This is a genomic window from Pseudomonas campi (genome assembly GCF_013200955.2).
GTDB classification, from domain to species: domain Bacteria; phylum Pseudomonadota; class Gammaproteobacteria; order Pseudomonadales; family Pseudomonadaceae; genus Aquipseudomonas; species Aquipseudomonas campi.
This window is the reverse complement of sequence record NZ_CP053697.2, coordinates 3,030,378-3,047,720: the sequence shown is the minus strand read 5'-3', so window position 1 is coordinate 3,047,720 and position 17,343 is coordinate 3,030,378. Positions and strand designations below refer to the sequence as shown.

General features: G+C 61.9%; 13 protein-coding genes. 4 read left to right on the top strand and 9 right to left on the bottom strand.

Annotated elements, in window-relative coordinates; genetic code table 11:
• Positions 1-27: 27 nt before the first annotated feature.
• The 7 genes from HNE05_RS14090 to HNE05_RS14060 all read right to left on the bottom strand — a co-directional run bounded on the left by HNE05_RS14090 (position 28) and on the right by HNE05_RS14060 (position 9,148).
• Complete coding sequence (locus HNE05_RS14090; protein ID WP_173208506.1) at positions 28-558, bottom strand: REP-associated tyrosine transposase; 531 nt, start codon at positions 556-558, stop codon at positions 28-30.
• 220 nt (positions 559-778) lie between these two features.
• Complete coding sequence (locus HNE05_RS14085) at positions 779-940, bottom strand: hypothetical protein (RefSeq protein WP_173208503.1); 162 nt, start codon at positions 938-940, stop codon at positions 779-781.
• 579 nt (positions 941-1,519) lie between these two features.
• Complete coding sequence (locus HNE05_RS14080; protein ID WP_173208501.1) at positions 1,520-2,107, bottom strand: hypothetical protein; 588 nt, start codon at positions 2,105-2,107, stop codon at positions 1,520-1,522.
• Positions 2,104-2,730, bottom strand: a complete 627-nt coding sequence (locus tag HNE05_RS14075; RefSeq protein ID WP_173208499.1) for a hypothetical protein — start codon at positions 2,728-2,730, stop codon at positions 2,104-2,106. Before HNE05_RS14075 ends, HNE05_RS14080 begins: the two co-directional genes overlap by 4 nt.
• A gap of 1,018 nt (positions 2,731-3,748) precedes the next feature.
• Positions 3,749-4,525 (bottom strand): DUF2971 domain-containing protein, encoded by a 777-nt coding sequence (locus HNE05_RS14070; protein ID WP_173208497.1) that lies wholly within the window; start codon positions 4,523-4,525, stop codon positions 3,749-3,751.
• A 123-nt stretch (positions 4,526-4,648) separates the two neighbouring features.
• A complete protein-coding gene (locus HNE05_RS14065; protein ID WP_173211680.1) occupies positions 4,649-5,893 on the bottom strand; it encodes a ribonucleotide-diphosphate reductase subunit beta in 1,245 nt (414 codons plus the stop codon).
• A gap of 372 nt (positions 5,894-6,265) precedes the next feature.
• Positions 6,266-9,148 carry a ribonucleoside-diphosphate reductase subunit alpha gene (locus HNE05_RS14060; protein WP_173208495.1) on the bottom strand — a complete coding sequence of 961 codons (2,883 nt, stop codon included), beginning with the start codon at positions 9,146-9,148 and terminating at the stop codon, positions 6,266-6,268.
• Positions 9,149-9,937: 789 nt separating this feature from the next.
• On the opposite strand from HNE05_RS14060, the gene HNE05_RS14055 reads away from it, so the two are divergent.
• From HNE05_RS14055 to HNE05_RS14045, 3 genes are all read left to right on the top strand, one after another.
• Positions 9,938-10,660: a response regulator gene (locus HNE05_RS14055; protein WP_173208493.1), complete on the top strand. Its 723-nt coding sequence runs from the start codon at positions 9,938-9,940 to the stop codon at positions 10,658-10,660.
• Positions 10,661-10,805: 145 nt separating this feature from the next.
• Entirely contained in the window at positions 10,806-12,425 is a 1,620-nt protein-coding gene (locus tag HNE05_RS14050; RefSeq protein WP_173208491.1) for an ATP-binding protein, read from the top strand.
• Positions 12,426-12,749: 324 nt separating this feature from the next.
• Positions 12,750-13,766, top strand: a complete 1,017-nt coding sequence (locus tag HNE05_RS14045) for an alpha/beta fold hydrolase (RefSeq protein WP_173208489.1) — start codon at positions 12,750-12,752, stop codon at positions 13,764-13,766.
• A gap of 378 nt (positions 13,767-14,144) precedes the next feature.
• On the opposite strand, the gene glpD is transcribed toward HNE05_RS14045, so the two are convergent.
• Both glpD and HNE05_RS14035 read right to left on the bottom strand, forming a co-directional pair.
• Positions 14,145-15,680: a glycerol-3-phosphate dehydrogenase gene (glpD, locus tag HNE05_RS14040; RefSeq protein ID WP_173208487.1), complete on the bottom strand. Its 1,536-nt coding sequence runs from the start codon at positions 15,678-15,680 to the stop codon at positions 14,145-14,147.
• Positions 15,681-15,948: 268 nt separating this feature from the next.
• On the bottom strand, positions 15,949-16,707 hold the full coding sequence (locus HNE05_RS14035) for a DeoR/GlpR family DNA-binding transcription regulator (RefSeq protein WP_173208485.1): 759 nt from the start codon (positions 16,705-16,707) through the stop codon (positions 15,949-15,951).
• A 105-nt stretch (positions 16,708-16,812) separates the two neighbouring features.
• Here HNE05_RS14035 and ybaK point away from each other — a divergent pair, with 105 nt between their 5' ends.
• The gene (ybaK, locus tag HNE05_RS14030) at positions 16,813-17,283 is read left to right on the top strand and encodes a Cys-tRNA(Pro) deacylase (protein ID WP_173208483.1); all 471 of its coding nucleotides are present in this window, start codon (positions 16,813-16,815) and stop codon (positions 17,281-17,283) included.
• The last annotated feature ends 60 nt before the right edge of the window (positions 17,284-17,343 follow it).

Here is a 17,343-nt window from a genome sequence, read left to right as displayed (position 1 = left end):
AAACCGCGAAGCGTTTTCCACCGCCACCTATTCCCCGAAGTCCTCATCTTCTGACAGCACGCCGCCACACCAGTCCTGAGGATAAAGGTCCATGGCAACCGCCCGGTGGAAGCTCGAATAGGGCCAGTCCACCAGCCGTTGCACATGCCCGTGTTTCAGTGGGTTGAAGTGGACGTAGTCGAAATGGCGCTGGTAGTCCTGCTCGTCGCGGATCAGGTGTTCCCAGTAGCGGCGTTGCCAGATACCGCGTTCGCCGCGCCGGTCTTGCGTGCTGGTGCGTGCCTCGGTAGCCGGCAGGCGTCGAACGAAGCCGAATTTGATGACCTTCCAGCGCAGTGAAAAGTCGGCGTCACCAGGCGGCAGTGTCCACAGGCAATGCATGTGTTCAGGCAGCACCACCCAGGCATCGATATGAAAGGGGTGACGGGCCTTGGTGGCGCGTACCGTGCTGCGTAGCAAGTCGATCTCGCGGATCAGCAGATCGCTGCTGCGGTCACGCAGGTTCACCGTGAAAAAGTAGGTGGCCCCAGGAACACGGGCGCGGCGGTAGTCGGGCATGGCGGCTCATCCTTGAGCGGTTGGTGCCGGAAACCATGGTGGACAAGCTGCGCGTTGTCCACCCTACAAAAGCCAACCTGCGTACGGTGGAAAACCGCGAAGCGTTTTCCACCGTGGATATCCCGGCTACCTGCTGAAATGAAAAAAAGCCCCTGAGCGGCTATGCCGTCAGGGGCTTTCGAATTCGAGCGGTGCAGCTGCTCGCGTGCTGTGCTTTGGGCTATGCCGCGGCCGAGTAGCCAATCAGCATGCCATGCTGAGCCCGCAGCAGGTGTCCATTGACGCGAAGGGTGAACGGATAGCGCCCGACTACCTCGGCTCCGTTCTTGAGAAGATCGTCAATGTGGGCACGTAACGCGACAAATTTCCGTTGTTCCTTCATCGGAAAACTCCTTGGTTAGTTGCACCGCAAGCCTAGCAAGGAATGTGACGGCGTCGACACCTTGGCTGGTGGATTAGCGTGACTTGCATCACATTAGATAATGGCTATTTGCCTGTAATTGCGTTTTTAGCCAGGCCATTGGCCAGGTAGGAGACGTTTCGCGTAGCGAAGTCCGGATGTTGGGTGCGTTTTCTCTTTGGTTACTTTCTGCGTGGGCAAAGAGATACGGAGCGCAGCGGAGTAACAGCCGCAGGCTGGCCCGCAGGGCGAGCGAAGCGAGTCAAGTGGCTTGCCGTAAGGGCGAAAAATGTGGATTCAGGCGAGTCGAATGTTTCGCGTGGGATGGTGGACAAGCTTCGCGTTGTCCACCCTACAAAAACTGACCTGGGCGTAGGGTGGAAAACCGCGAAGCGTTTTCCACCGTGGACATCCGGGCTACCTGCTGCAGCACCTGGCATTTCAGGGATTCGGGCGGTGGGGTGGTCAGGTGGGTGAGGGTGAACATCGAAGAGATGGCTCCGGAAGGCCAATCGGCGGCATGGCATTGTAAGACCATGCCCACCGAATGAGCGCCCGGAGTTATTGAGCGGTGAGCAGACCTTGCTGCACGGCGTCTTCCAGGCTGCTACGCGCCAGTTGTGTCAGCACGTTGTCCAGCGACTCGTTGAAGGGCAGGGCGAAGATCAGCAGCAGTTGCATCCAGGTGGTCGTGGTTTCTTCCTTTTCGACGCGGCCCAGTACCTTGCCCTGACCATCCTTGAACACGGTTTCCATGGTCAGCGTGTTGTCGTACTTGCCGGGGATGACGAACAGGGTGAAGCCGGTGATGAAAGCGCCGACCATGCTGCCGCGTTCGTGGTTGGTGATTTGTACGGTGGCGTAGATATCGGAGGTCTGCTGCTCGAGAGTGACGCGCTCGAATTGCTGGCTGCTCTGGTACTCCTTGAGCACGAACGCCGCCAACTTGGCCTGATCCAGGTTGGCACCGGTGGGGTTGCCATTGAACAGGTGTTGGCCTTCCACTTTCAGGTAGAGGCTGGGCTTGGCGTCGCTGGTGGCGACCGGCGGCCACTGTTTGACCGGGGTCAGATCGTCATGCGAGTAAGTGGCACAGCCGGTGAGATTGAGCAGCAGTGCGGTCAGCAGCAGGGTAAAAATCCGATTCATTGGGCGCTTCCTTGTGGGGTAGTGGGCAGTTGTTGGAGGCTGTCTTGCAGCAGCTCTTCGACCAGTTGGTTGAGCTGGGTGGAGCCGAGGGCGAGGTTGAAGTAGTCGTCGTCCCACAGGCCGGTGTTCTGGTTGAGGCGCAGGGTCTTCTGGCTGCTGGCGAGTGTTTTGCCCTGTGCGTCCTCGAAGGACAGCGTGCCGGTCAGGTCGTACTTGTCGACATAGATCGGGCCGTTGAACCAGATCCAGCCGGTCAGAGTGAGGATGGCGCCTGGGAAATAGCCCGGATGCGGTGTGCGCTTGCCTTTCAGCGAGCTGAACTCCAGCTTGAGCAGGGCATCTTGCTCGCCGAGCGTAGCTGGGAAGCTGATCACTTCACGGAAGTACTCGCCGCGCTCGATGCGCTTGTTCAGCTGGGCGGTGAACTGGCTGCTCAGGTTCTTGCGGACTTCGGCGTTGATGCTGCTGTCCGAGACCACCACGTTATCGACCATGACGGCCTGTTGGCGGGGTGCGCTGGCTTTCTGCGTGGGTTCGCTGATGGGGCCGGCGGGGTTGAAGGAGACGCAGCCAGTAAGGCTTAGGCTGAGCAGGGCTGCAGCCATGTAATGCAGGGTTTTCATTGAGCGTCCTTGTTCATGGAGGCGATGTGCCACTGTTTTTTGGCGGGCGACATTCTAGCGATTGTGAGCGGTAAGGGAAGATGTGTTTTGGGGGCGTCTTGGCACATGGTCGGGGCAGTGCGTCAGGTGGAGAAGCCGTGCGATGCTCTCGCCTTTGGTTTCGTGCCGCTGCTTGTTGTTGGGTGTGATGAGGCAGTGGTTCCGACCTGTTGGGTGGGTTCATCTTGGCCGTCGCAAACGCCCCAAAAGGTCTACGCCCCTGCATCCGGGGCTGGCTGCGCCAGATTTCCTTCACTCCATCATTGCTCCAGGTGCCCGCGCCGAAGGGCCATCCCTGGCCATCGGTGCTCTCGCGACATCCATGTCGCTCACCCCCTTGACTCGCTGCGCTCGCCCTTCGGGCCAGCCTTCGGCTGTTACTCCGCTGCGCTCCGTTTCACAACGATTCCGCTCGGCCTCCTGAAAGGGGCGATTGGAGCTGCCTGGTGATATGTGCAGTTGGTGGACAAGCTTCGCGTTGTCCACCCTACAAAAGCCGACCTGCGTAGGGTGGAAAACCGCGAAGCGTTTTCCGCCGTGGATATCCGGGCTACTTGCTTGCTCACCGAGAGAACCACCAAGCAACTCGGAGCCGGAATCCCGTCAGGAGGCCGAGCGTAGGTGTTGCGTAGGGGGACGAGCCGCATGGATGCGGCGAGAGGCTTAAAGGGCCAGGGATGGCCCTTGTAAGCCGGCCCCCGGAGCGGCACCGGAGGGAGGGGAGTTTCGCGCAGCGAAACCCGGATGTCGGGCGCGCTTTCTCTTTGGTTACTTTCTCTTTCGCGCGAGCAAAGAGAAAGTGACTCGCCGTGCGAGGCGAAATCTGTAGCTGGAAGCCGAGGAAAGTGTGGCGATACCCAGCCGGTGGTTTGGCCGAGATAAGGGGGATGGAAAATCAATCTGTCCCCTTTTTTCTTTCATAGGGACAGCACCGTACCGAAATGGTCGGGTGTTGCACTCAGTTTTCGCGGCCGCCAGGCTATTTAAGCCTTTTTTTATTGAGCCAGAAATAGTTGTTATCTAACTCAACTTGGAAGAATTTTGCTTGTGGGGCTATAGATGAAGCTGTCTGAATTATAGAGTCTCGGTTTTTTGGTGTGATTCTTGCTCCGAAAAATATGCTCCGAATTGCGTGTGTTTCAAATATGTATGTGCCAGGTCCTCCGTTCTGTTCGATTGCCTCTGCTATTTCGTCTAATTTTTCTGGATTGTTTTTGAATGTATTATGGTAAAAGCTTAGTTCGTCTGTTTCTATCGTTCTTTTTAGAACTCTCCATTCTTTTTCGTACTTCCAGTGTTGTGACTTTGTAAGTAATACATGCTCAATTAGAGCGTCAGAGTCAAATTCAGCTTTTGGCCTTTCTTCGCGATAGTTTATCTGCATAGCGCTACTGAAGGGCAGTTCTCCTGTGTCAAATCCTATGCATATACCTGTGTGATTTTGCGCATAGTGCGACCACATGAGGATATTTAGTGGATCCTCTGTTAGGCAAAGAATGCCGATTTTTTCTCTCCACTCTTCGGATACGGCATCAGGAGTCCTGAGTCGGAATACTCGCTGTACTTCTTCTTTTTCTCGTGTGTTTAGGTGCGTAAGAAGTGGTGATGAGAATATGTTCACCTTTGCAGATAGCTCAAAGGGGTCATTGAACTTTGATGGTGTGGGGAAGTATATTTTTCCGCTAAGCGTGTCTAGAGCTCTAGAGAGTTGTGTCTCTGTTGAGATTGAGCAGTACTTGTAGAGTGTTTGCTTCAATTTTTATTTTCCATTAATAAAAAGCCCCGCACTAGGCGGGGCTTTTTAGTTTCTCTCGCTACCCCGAACATCCATTCTCAGGTAAAGCGTTTCTAATTTGTCTTAGCGGTCTAGACCCAGGAATCAATCCCAGCTCAACGCCCCACCAGTCTGATACTCAATAACCCGCGTCTCGAAGAAGTTCTTCTCTTTCTTCAGGTCCATGATCTCCGACATCCACGGGAAGGGGTTGCTGGTGCCCGGGTACTCTTCCTTCAGGCCGATCTGGGTCAGACGACGGTTGGCGATGAACTTGAGGTAGTCCTCCATCATCGCCGCGTTCATGCCCAGTACGCCGCGCGGCATAGTGTCGCGTGCGTATTCGATTTCCAGTTGGGTGCCCTGGAGGATCATCTGGGTCGCTTCGTCCTTCATCGCGGCGTCCCACAGGTGCGGGTTCTCGATCTTGATCTGGTTGATCACGTCGATGCCGAAGTTCAGGTGCATGGATTCGTCGCGCAGGATGTATTGGAACTGCTCGGCGGTGCCGGTCATCTTGTTGCGGCGGCCCATGGAGAGGATCTGGGTGAAGCCGCAGTAGAAGAAGATGCCTTCCAGAACGCAGTAGTAGGCGATCAGGTTACGCAGGAACTGGCGGTCGGTGTCCGGGGTGCCGGTTTCGAACTTCGGATCGGAGATCGAACGGGTGTACTTCAGGCCCCAGGAGGCCTTCTTCGCCACGCTCGGGATCTCGTGGTACATGTTGAAGATCTCGCCTTCATCCATGCCCAGCGATTCGATGCAGTACTGGTAGGCGTGGGTATGGATCGCCTCTTCGAAGGCCTGGCGCAGGATGTACTGGCGGCACTCGGGGTTGGTGATCAGGCGGTACACGGCCAGCACCAGGTTGTTGGCCACCAGGCTGTCGGCGGTGGAGAAGAAACCGAGGTTGCGCATGACGATGCGGCGCTCGTCTTCGCTGAGGCCGTCTTTGCTCTTCCACAGAGCGATGTCGGCGTTCATGTTCACTTCCTGCGGCATCCAGTGGTTGGCGCAACCATCCAGATACTTCTGCCAGGCCCAGTCGTACTTGAAGGGTACGAGCTGGTTGAGGTCGGCGCGGGCGTTGATCATCTGCTTGTCGCCGACGTGTACGCGGGCGCTGGTGCCGGCGAGGTCGTCGAGGCCTTCCTGGATGTCCAGGTCGTTCAGGGCCTTCTTGGCGCGGGCGATGGCGTCCGAGTCGTTGGCGTCTACGGCGCGGGCTTCCTGTACGGAACCGGCGGCTTCGTCGTCGAGCTTGTCGATGGCCGCGCCAACTACGGCGGCGGCGGGTGCGGCAGCGGCTTCTGCGCCGTCTTCCTTATCGAATTCGTCCCAGCTGAGCATGGTGGTCTCCTGCTTGGTCATCGGGCCGGACTTTGCGCGGCCTGTATGAATGTCCAGTGATTCTGATTATGTTCCGTTGCGGTGTGCGCGCAAGGCTAAAACAGTGCCGCCTGTCTGGGCGGCGTCCCGCGCCGGTGGGCTGGCGCGGGGCGGTTATTCGTGGGGGAGGGCTCGTTCGGTGTTGCCGGGCCCCCTCTCCCTGGCCCTCTCCCCGAGGGGAGAGGGAAAACTGCAAAAGCAGCGCGGAGTAAGCGCGAAGCTGAGCGAGTGAGCGCTAGGCGCCTGGCAGGTTGGAGCCCCTGAGCGTACAGCTGTACGTGATGGGGTCCGACCTGTCAGGCAACGACGCGGGCGCCGCTCAGATTCGTGCGCTTATTGGCACGCTTCGCAGTCGGGTTGGTCGATGGCGCACGCCTTTGGCACTGGCGCCGGACCGGCCGGTGCCGCGGAGAAGCCGTCATCACCACCGCTGGATACAGCGTTGAGCTTGCCGGTGTTGATGGTCGACTTCTCGGTGCTGGTCGCGGCCAGGGCACGGAGGTAGTAGGTGGTTTTCAGGCCACGATACCAGGCCATGCGGTAGGTCACGTCGAGCTTCTTGCCGGAAGCGCTGGCGATGTACAGGTTCAGCGACTGGGCCTGGTCGATCCACTTCTGGCGGCGGCTGGCGGCGTCGACGATCCACTTGGTATCGACTTCGAAGGCAGTGGCGTACAGGTCTTTGAGTTCCTGCGGGATGCGCTCGATCTGCTGTACGGAACCGTCGTAGTACTTCAGGTCGTTGATCATGACCGAGTCCCACAGGCCGCGGGCTTTGAGGTCGCGTACCAGGTAGGGGTTGATCACGGTGAATTCGCCGGAGAGGTTCGATTTCACGTAGAGGTTCTGGTAGGTCGGTTCGATCGACTGCGATACGCCAGTGATGTTGGCGATGGTGGCGGTCGGTGCGATGGCCATGATGTTCGAGTTACGGATGCCTTTCTGCACACGGGCACGTACCGGGGCCCAGTCCAGGGACTCGGTCAGGTCGACGTCGATGTACTTCTGGCCACGGGACTCGATCAGGATCTGCTGCGAGTCCAGCGGCAGGATGCCCTTGCTCCACAGCGAACCGTCGAAGGTGGAGTAGGCGCCGCGCTCGTCGGCCAGGTCACAGGAGGCCTGGATGGCGTAGTAGCTGATGGCTTCCATGGACTTGTCGGCGAAGTCGACGGCGGCATCGGAACCGTACGGGATGTGCTGCAGGTACAGCGCGTCCTGGAAACCCATGATGCCCAGACCGACCGGACGGTGCTTGAAGTTGGAGTTCTTCGCCTGCGGCACGCTGTAGTAGTTGATGTCGATAACGTTATCGAGCATGCGTACTGCGGTGTTGACGGTGCGTTGCAGCTTGGCGGTGTCCAGCTTGCCGTCGACGATGTGGTTCGGCAGGTTCACCGAACCCAGGTTGCACACGGCGATTTCGTCGGCGTTGGTGTTCAGGGTGATCTCGGTGCACAGGTTCGAGCTGTGTACCACGCCCACGTGCTGCTGCGGGCTGCGCAGGTTGCACGGGTCTTTGAAAGTCAGCCATGGGTGGCCGGTTTCGAACAGCATGGAGAGCATCTTGCGCCACAGGTCTTTGGCGGCGATGGTCTTGTGCAGTTTGATCTTGCCGTAGCCGGCCATGGCTTCGTAGTACTCGTAGCGCTCTTCGAAGGCCTTGCCGGTGAGGTCGTGCAGGTCCGGCACTTCGGACGGGCTGAACAGGGTCCATGGGCCGTCGTCGAACACGCGCTTCATGAACAGGTCCGGAATCCAGTTGGCGGTGTTCATGTCGTGGGTGCGGCGACGGTCGTCACCGGTGTTCTTGCGCAGCTCGATGAACTCTTCGATGTCCATGTGCCAGGTTTCCAGGTAGGCGCAGACCGCGCCCTTGCGCTTGCCGCCCTGGTTAACTGCAACAGCGGTGTCGTTGACCACTTTGAGGAACGGCACGACGCCTTGCGACTTGCCGTTGGTGCCTTTGATGTAGGCGCCGAGTGCGCGCACCGGAGTCCAGTCGTTGCCCAGGCCGCCAGCGAATTTCGACAGCATGGCGTTGTCGTGGATGGCGTTGTAGATGCCCGACAGGTCGTCCGGCACGGTGGTCAGGTAGCACGAGGACAGCTGCGGACGCAGGGTGCCGGCGTTGAACAGGGTCGGCGTGGAGGCCATGTAGTCGAAGGACGACAGCAGGTTGTAGAACTCGATGGCGCGTTCTTCTTTCTGCTTCTCTTCGATGGCCAGGCCCATGGCCACGCGCATGAAGAACACTTGCGGCAGTTCGAAGCGGATGCCGTCCTTGTGGATGAAGTAGCGGTCGTACAGGGTCTGCAGGCCCAGGTAGGTGAACTGCTGGTCGCGCTCGTGGTTGATCGCCTTGCCCAGTTTTTCCAGGTCGAAGGTGGCCAGTACCGGGTTCAGCAGTTCGAACTCGATACCCTTGGCGATGTAGGCCGGCAGGGCCTTGGCGTACAGGTCGGCCATCTCGTGGTGAGTGGCGCTGTCGGCCACTTGCAGGAAGCCCAGGCCTTCGGCGCGCAGGGTGTCCATCAGCAGGCGAGCGGTAACGTAGGAGTAGTTCGGCTCACGCTCGACCAGGGTACGGGCGGTCATCACCAGGGCGGTGTTGACGTCTTTCTCGGCCACGCCGTCGTACAGGTTCTTCAGGGTCTCGCTCTGGATCAGCTCGCCATCGACTTCGGCCAGGCCTTCGCAGGCTTCGCGGATGATGGTCTGCAGGCGGCCCATGTCCAGCGGCTGCACAGTGCCGTCGGCGCGGGTCACGCGGATGCTCGGGTGCGGCACGGCGACGTCGCTGGCAGCGCTGGCGTTCTTGCGCTTGGTGGCCTGGGATTCGCGGTAGATCACGTAGTCGCGGGCGACTTTCTGCTCGCCGGCGCGCATCAGGGCCAGTTCGACCTGGTCCTGGATTTCTTCGATGTGGATGGTGCCGCCGGACGGCATGCGACGCTTGAAGGTGGCGCTGACCTGTTCGGTCAGGCGCGCGACGGTCTCATGGATACGCGACGAAGCGGCAGCGGTGCCGCCTTCTACTGCGAGGAACGCCTTGGTGATGGCGACGGTGATCTTGTCATCGGTATACGGCACGACGGTGCCGTTACGCTTGATCACGCGCAGCTGGCCGGGAGCGGTGGCAGCCAGATCCGGGTTGGCATCTGCAGCCTGCGGCGCCACGGCCTGCGGGTTCTCGCGAGTAGTGTCGGTGTGCATGGAGGTCTCCGTGTTTTTCTTAATTGTTAGTTGGGCGCTTAGCAATAGATTGCTACGCCGTACCGCCGTTCATTCCATTTCAACAACGCCGCGCGGACGGCAGTGAGGCCGGGCGCGCGGGACTTGCAAAACTGACAGGAAGGTACGACCAAGCGCCTTCCTGGCTCTTCAAGTCTTGTGCCAGCGATCAGGCTGGCACCACTAGATGTTGTGTCACGCTGCCTGGGGCTGCGTGCGCCGATCAGGACACCCTCGCTCTGCTGGCGGTACAGGGTCCTGCTCTGAATCGATGGAGCTAAAGCGTTTAACTGAGCGGTCATCTGCACTTTTTCAGTTCCGGGTGTGGACTGTTTCGGGGCAAATGTGCTTGTGTCGTTTTCGGTACAAAAACCCAACATGTAGGTGTTTGTCGCGCTGGGGATACAAGATAGTGCGGTACTCAGACGAAGGCAAGTCGAGAAAACTTGGCTGCCTGTGGATAAATCTGTGGGTTACTTTGGGGTAAGTTTCGCCAGGCCCCGCGCTTGCTGGGGTCACCCCCTGCACACCGTTCGTCGAGCCTGACTGAGCTTTTTTGCCGTTCCTCAACGTGACTTTTTAGTCAATAACACAAACACAATATGTAGGTTTTTTCTCGCGGCGGCTGGCGCGCGCTGTGCGGGTGCGCCGGCGCCTGTGGCGGGTGCTGTGACGGTGATGGACAGAGGTGCTGGCGATAGCGCCTTTGTCCGGGTGGCGTTGCTACAATGCCGGCCTATCGTAGGCACCTGAGCAGTTCTGGGGGGATGTGTGGAGCAAGAAGCCTGGCAAATCCTGATCGTCGAGGACGACCAGCGCCTGGCCGAGTTGACCCGGGAATACCTGGAGAGCAACGGCCTGAAGGTGGCGATCGAATCCGATGGAGCCAAGGCGGCGGCGCGCATCCTCAAGGAGCAGCCGGACCTGGTGGTGCTCGACCTGATGCTGCCCGGCGAGGATGGCTTGTCCATCTGTCGCAAGGTGCGTGGCCAGTACGGCGGACCGATCCTGATGCTCACCGCGCGCACCGACGACATGGATGAAGTGCTCGGCCTGGAAATGGGCGCCGACGACTATGTGTGCAAGCCGGTGCGCCCGCGCGTGCTGCTGGCGCGCATCCGTGCGTTGCTGCGGCGCCGCGAGGGCCATGCCGAGGTCGGGGTGGAAAGCCAGCGGCGTCTGCAGTTTGGTCAGTTGGTGATCGACAGCGCCATGCGCGAGGCCTGGTTGCGCGAGCAGAGCATCGAGCTGACCAGCGCCGAGTTTGACCTGCTCTGGCTGCTGGCGGCCAACGCCGGGCGCATTCTCTCGCGCGAGGAAATCTTCACCGCCCTGCGTGGCATCGAGTACGACGGCCAGGATCGCTCCATCGATGTGCGCATCTCGCGCATCCGTCCGAAGATCGGTGACGACCCCATGCACCCGCGGCTGATCAAGACCGTGCGCAGCAAGGGCTATCTGTTCGTCGCCGAGGCCGCTGAGGGCCTGTCTTGAGGCGTGCCGTCGGTGGCCATGCCGCAGGGCTTGCAGGCACTGTGGTTCTGCGTAGGGCGGGTGAAACCCGCGGCGTTGGAAAACGCGGGTTTCACCCGCCCTACGCCTTGAGTCGCGCCGCGCGGCTGGCCGGGGTATTGGCGCAATGAACTCGATCTTCCTGCGCATCTATGGCGGCATCATCGCCGCCCTGGTGCTGGTGGCGCTGCTCGGCGTGGGTGTGCTGCAGCTGACCAACGAGGTGCGCAGCGATCAGTACCGCGAGCAACTGGCGCGCGGCACCTTCCGTTTGATGGCCGATAACCTCGAGCGCATGGAGTCGGTCGACCGGCGCCGTGCGCTGGTGACCTGGAGTCGCCTGCTCGGGGTGCCGCTGACCCTAGAGTCGCTAAAGGCCGAGCCGCTGGATGGCCGCGCGCGTGGCATGCTGCTGCGCGGTGAGGTCCTGGTGGAGCAGACCGGGCCGCATGCCGCGCGGGTCTACAGCCTGGTCAGCGAGAAGCAGCAGCTGGTGTTGACCACCGAGGTGGAGCAGATCAGCGAGCAGCTGGCGCGGGCCACCGTCTACCTGCTGATGGATGAACTTGTGCGTTATCCGATCGTCGAGCAGCCCAAGCGCCTGGCCGCGTTGAAGGCGGAGAAGAACTTCGGTTTCGACCTGCGCCTGGTCACCCTGGAAAAGGTCGACCTCGACGATGACCAGCAGCGCCGGGTGGATGAGGGCGACACGGTACTGGCGCTGGGCAAGGGTGGCGATTCGATCCGCGTGATCGCTGGCATGGTCGGTACGCCCTGGGTGCTGGAGGTCGGCCCGCTGTACCAGATGAATCCTTACCCGACCGAGCTGCTGGTGCTGGTCGGGGTGTTCGGCCTGAGCCTGACCGGCTTGATCCTCTATTTATTGGTGCGCCGCCTGGAGCGCCGCCTGCTCGGCCTGGAAAGCGCCGCTGCGCGGATTGCCAGCGGCCATCTGGATGCCCGCGTGCCGACCCGCAGCGCCGACTCGGTGGGGCGGCTGGCGGCGACCTTCAACACCATGGCCGAGCAGTTGCAGCGCCTGCTGGGCATCCAGCGCGAGATGGTCCGTGCGGTGTCCCACGAGCTGCGCACGCCGGTGGCACGCCTGCGCTTCGGCCTGGAAATGATCGGCGACGCGCAGACCGACCAGGCCCGGCGCAAGTACATGGACGGCATGGACGGCGATATCCAGGAACTCGACAAGCTGGTCGACGAGATGCTGGTCTATGCGCGTCTGGAGCAGGGGTCGCCGGAGCTGCACTACCAGCAGGTCGACCTGCAGGCGCTGCTCGAACAGGTGATCGACGAACTGGCGCCGCTGCGCGCCAGCGTGCGGGTCGAACTGGGCCAGTCGCAGGATGCCGCGGATGGCCGCGGGGCGCGTGTCGAGGCCGAGCCGCGCTACCTGCACCGCGCCCTGCAGAACCTGGTGAGCAATGCCATGCGCCACGCCGATTCGCGGGTGCGGCTGTCCTACCGCATCGGCCCGCAGCGTTGTCGGATCGATGTCGAGGACGATGGCCCGGGGGTTCCGGAAGAGGCCTGGGAGCGCATCTTCACCCCCTTCCTGCGCCTGGACGACAGCCGCACCCGCGCCTCCGGCGGGCACGGCCTGGGCCTGTCCATCGTGCGGCGGATCATCTACTGGCACACCGGCCGCGCCCATGTCGGACGCAGCGCCGGGCTAGGTGGCGCGCAGTTCAGCCTGGTCTGGCCAAGGCAGCAGGAGGGTGCCGAGCGGGCATAAGACTGTTTAGGGTCGTTTGCAATAACTAGAGCCGGCACGGAGCGCTTGTGCTCCCTCTCCCGTTTACGGGAGAGGGTTGGGGAGAGGGGGCTTGGCCTTTGATCATTCCCAGGCTCCGTGTGGTAACGCAGCTCTCAATGCTCCAGCGTCCATCTACCGGCAGCCCCGTTCCGCAAGTCACTCCCAGCACCGCTGACGGTTCCCTGGCTCCGAGTCACTACCGTTCGGCGCCCTTCATCAAACTGTCATGCTTCTGTGGCAGCGCGCTGCAACAAACGTCCGCACACTCGCGCTTCACTGGGGTTCTGCGTGTTGGTGTTGGCTATGCGTGCGTTGCTTTTCCTTGTCGCGCTGTTGTGCAGCGTGCCGTCTGTGGCGGCGTCTCGTTGCGATGTTCAGGTGCCGCTGGCCATGGCCAGCGTCGGCGAGGTACGCCTGGCTTATCAGAGCATCGGCCGCGACAGCGATCCGGCCCTGCTGCTGTTGATGGGCCTGGGTGGCCAGCTGATCCACTGGCCGGACGAGGTGGTGGCGCGTCTGTGTGGCCAGGGCTTCCGGGTGATTCGTTTCGACAACCGCGATGTCGGCCTGTCCACCTGGCAGGGCCAGCCGCCGAGCGCCAATCTGGCCTATGGCGTGCTGAGTTATCGCCTCGGCCTGGGCGTCAGCGCGCCCTACAGCCTGCGTGACATGGCCGGCGACAGCCTGGGCCTGATGGATGCCCTGGGCATCCAGCGTTTCCATATCCTGGGTGCCAGCATGGGTGGGATGATCGCCCAGCACATGGCCGATCTGGCGCCGCAGCGGGTGGAGAGCCTGACCCTGCTGATGACCAGTTCCGGCGCGCCGGGCCTGCCGGCGCCGCAGGCGGCTCTGCTGGAGTTGCTGGCCCAGCGCGAGGCGCCGAACCGTGAAGCGGCCATCGCCCAGCAGGCGACTTTGCTTGCCGCCCTTGGCAGTCCGCAACTCGACAGTAACCTGGCGGGCCTGCGCCGTGAAGCGGCGCGTTCCTATGACCGTGCGTTCAACCCGCAAGGAGTGCAGCGGCAGATCCTGGCGATTCTCGCCGAACCGAGCCGGGTCGAGCTGCTCAATCGCCTGCGCGTGCCGACTCTGGTGGTGCATGGCACGGCCGACCCGCTGCTGCCGGTGATGCATGGTGTACACGTGGCGGCACATATAAAGGACAGCCAGCTGAAGCTGATCCCCGGCCTGGCCCATCGCTTCCAGAGTGCCTTCAAGGAACCCTTGCTGGCGGCGGTGTTGCCGCACTTGCGGGCTCATCGTCTGGACGGACAGCAGTTGGCGCAATGGCAGGGGGCAGAGGGTTCACCTCTGTAGGAGCGAGCTCTGCTCGCGAAGCCGTGGTGCGGCCAATATTCGCGAGCAGAGCTCGCTCCTACAAGAGACTGTCAGGTCTGTAGGGTAAATAACGCCCTGCTTATCCGCCATTACGCGGCGTGAACAGTGCGTAGCCCGGATGCAATCCGGGAGCGCTTGGTGTGGGTTTTCCCGGATTGCATCCGGGCTACGGTTTGCTCAGGCGATATGCAGCGAGCTTTGGGTGGATAGCGCTCACTATTGCGGCGGCCCGGTGCGCTTTGCCCCCTCTCCCGTTTACGGGAGAGGGTTGGGGATAGGGTTGGTAGGATCATTCCCTCTCCCCCAGCCCCTATCCCACAAGTGGGAGAGGGGAGCCTCCGAGAATCAGGGCAGGTATCAGACCGCCTTGGCATCTACCTGCTGGGAGGTTTGCGCGCCGCTCAGATAGCTCTTCAGCTTGGCCTGCTGGCCCGGGGTCAGGAACAGGCCGAGCTTGGTGCGGCGCCAGAGGATGTCCTCGGCTTCCGTCGCCCATTCCTCGTGGCGCAGGTAGTCCACTTCGCGGGCATACAGGCCGGCGCCGAAGTGTTCGCCCAGTTCGCTCTGCTGCTTGAGACCATCGACGATGCGCCAGCTGCGGCTGCCGTAGGTGCTGGCCCAGCGCTGGGCCAACTGCTGGTCGAGCCAGCCGAAGCGGGCTTGCAGCTGTTCCACCAGGGCCTCGCGGCTGTCCATGTTCTCGCCGCCGGGCAATGGCGCCTTGGCCGTCCAGGCCGGGCACAGGCGTGGGAAGTACGGCGCGAGCTGGCTCATGGCGGATTCGGCCAGCTTGCGGTAGGTGGTCAGTTTGCCGCCGAACACTGACAGCAGCGGCGCCTCGCCCGGTGCGCCGGACAGCGACAGGGTGTAGTCGCGGGTCACCGCCGAGGGCTCGTCAGATTCGTCGTCGCACAGTGGGCGCACGCCGGAGAAGCTGTGCAGGATATCGCTGCGCTGCAGCTGCTGCTTGAAGTGGGCGTTGACCACCTTGAGCAGGTAGTTGGTCTCTTCCTCGCTGATCTTCACCTTGGCCGGGTCGCCCTGGTATTCGCGGTCGGTGGTGCCGATCAGGCTGAAGCGCTCCAGCCAGGGGATCACGAAGACGATGCGCTGGTCCTCGTTCTGCAGGATGTAGGCCTGCTCGCCATCGTGGATGCGCGGTACGACGATGTGGCTGCCCTGGATCAGGCGGATGCCGTAGGGTGAGGGCTGCTTGAGGTCGTCCTTGATGAAGCGCGCCACCCAGGGCCCGGCGGCATTCACCAGCACGCGGGAGCGGATGGAGAACAGGCTGCCGTCGTTGCGCTCCAGGTGCAGATGCCACAGACCCTTGCTGCGCCGCGCGCTGACGCAGCGGGTGCGGGTATGGATGTGCGCGTGGTGTTCGCGCGCGGCCATGGCGTTGAGCACCACCAGGCGGGCGTCGTCGACCCAGCAATCGGAGTATTCGAAGCCGCGCGCCATCTCTGCCTTGAGCGGGCTGCCGGCGCCGAAGCGCACGCCGTTGGAGCCCGGCAGCTTCTCGCGCTTGCCCAGGTGGTCGTAGAGGAACAGGCCGGCGCGGATCATCCAGGCGGGGCGCAGGTGCGGGCGGTGCGGGAGGATGAAGCGCATCGGTTTGACGATGTGCGGCGCCTTGGCCAGCAGCACTTCACGCTCGGCCAGGGCCTCGCGTACCAGACGGAATTCGTAATGTTCGAGGTAGCGCAGGCCGCCGTGGATCAGTTTGCTGCTGGCCGAGGAGGTGTGGCTGGCCAGGTCGTCGCGTTCGCAGAGAAATACCGAGAGGCCGCGCCCCGCCGCGTCGGCGGCGATGCCGGTGCCATTGATGCCACCGCCGACCACGGCCAGGTCATAGATTTCGGCGAGGGGATGGGTCTGGCTATTGGGCATGGTGAAAGCACCGGAAAGTTGTAAAGTGAACGACTTAATGTTCGTTTCCGAAAATATGCTAGTCGAAGAATGCCGCGGGCGCCAGCCTGGCGTGGCGCCGAATGTCCGATTGGCTGGTGGGGGCGATGGCAGGGGAGGTAGGGCGGGTGAAACCCGCGTTGCCGCGACCGCGGGTTTCCCGCCCTATCGGTACGTAGCCCGGATGCAATCCGGGAGGGTTTTGCGCCAGGTTTTCCCGGATTGCATCCGGGCTACGGTTTGGGCACGTTTACACGATATGCAGCTGGATCTTCTGCTCATGCAGCAGGCGGGCGATGGTGGCGGGGGGCGGGGCGTCGGTGAACACCTGGTCGACCAGGTTCAGCGAGCCCAGGCGCACCACGGCGTTGCGCCCGAACTTGCTGGAGTCGGCGGCCAGCAGCACCTGGCGGGCGTTGTCGATGATGGCCTGAGATACGCGCACTTCCTGGTAGTCGAAGTCGAGCAGGCTGCCGTCCTCGTCGATACCGCTGATGCCGACCAGGGCGAAGTCGACCTTGAACTGCTGGATGAAATCCACCGCCGCCTGGCCGACCACGCCGCCATCGGCGCGCACCGTGCCGCCGGCCACCAGCACTTCGAAGTCGGCCTTGCTGCTGAGCTGGGCGGCGACGTGCAGGTTGTTGGTGATCACCTTGAGGTGCTTGTGGCCGAGCAGGGCGCGGGCAATGGCTTCGGTGGTGGTGCCGATGTTGATGAACAGCGAGGCGTGGTCGGGGATCTGTGCGGCGATGGCTTCGGCGATGCGCTGCTTCTCGTCGCGCATCTGTCCGGCACGCATGGCGTAGGCGGTGTTCTGGATGCTCGAGGCTTCGGTTGCCGCGCCGCCGTGGGTGCGTCGCAGCAGACCCTGTTCGGCCAGCTGGTTGATATCGCGGCGAATGGTCTGCGGCGTGACGGCGAAGGCCTGGGCCAGTTCGTCGATACTCACGTAGCCACGCTCGCGGGCGCGATCCAATATGCTTTGCTGGCGGGGAGGGAGACTCATGGGTGATCCTTTCTGGGCGACGGCGCAGTATAACGGGGAGCTGCCAGTCGACAGTTTTTTCGGCTATGGTACGCGCAAATCGTCATTCTCTTTTCACATTCGAACATGACTCCAGCCATCGATCTGCTGAAAAAGGCCAAGGCCGAGCACCAGGTACACAGTTACAGCCACGACCCCAAGGCGCCGTCCTACGGCCTGGAGGCGGCGGAAAAGCTCGGCCTGGATCCGGCGCGGGTGTTCAAGACCCTGCTCGCCGCTAGCGAGAAGGGCGAGCTGCTGGTGGCGGTGGTGCCGGTGGCCGGCAGCCTCGACCTCAAGGCCCTGGCCCACGCCGCGGGGGTGAAGAAGGCTGACATGGCCGACCCGCAGGCCGCACAGCGCGCCACCGGTTACCTGCTCGGTGGCATCAGCCCGCTGGGGCAGAAGAAGCGCCTGCGTACCTTTATCGACGAATCGGCCAGGCGGCACGCCACTATCTATGTCAGCGCCGGGCGGCGTGGCCTGGAAGTGCAGCTGAGTGCCGAGTTGCTGGCTCTGCATACCCAGGGGCAGTTTGCCGCCATCGGGCGCGAGTGAGCCTGTAGGAGCGAGCTCTGCTCGCGAAAATTGGATGCTGGAACCGTTCGCGAGCAGAGC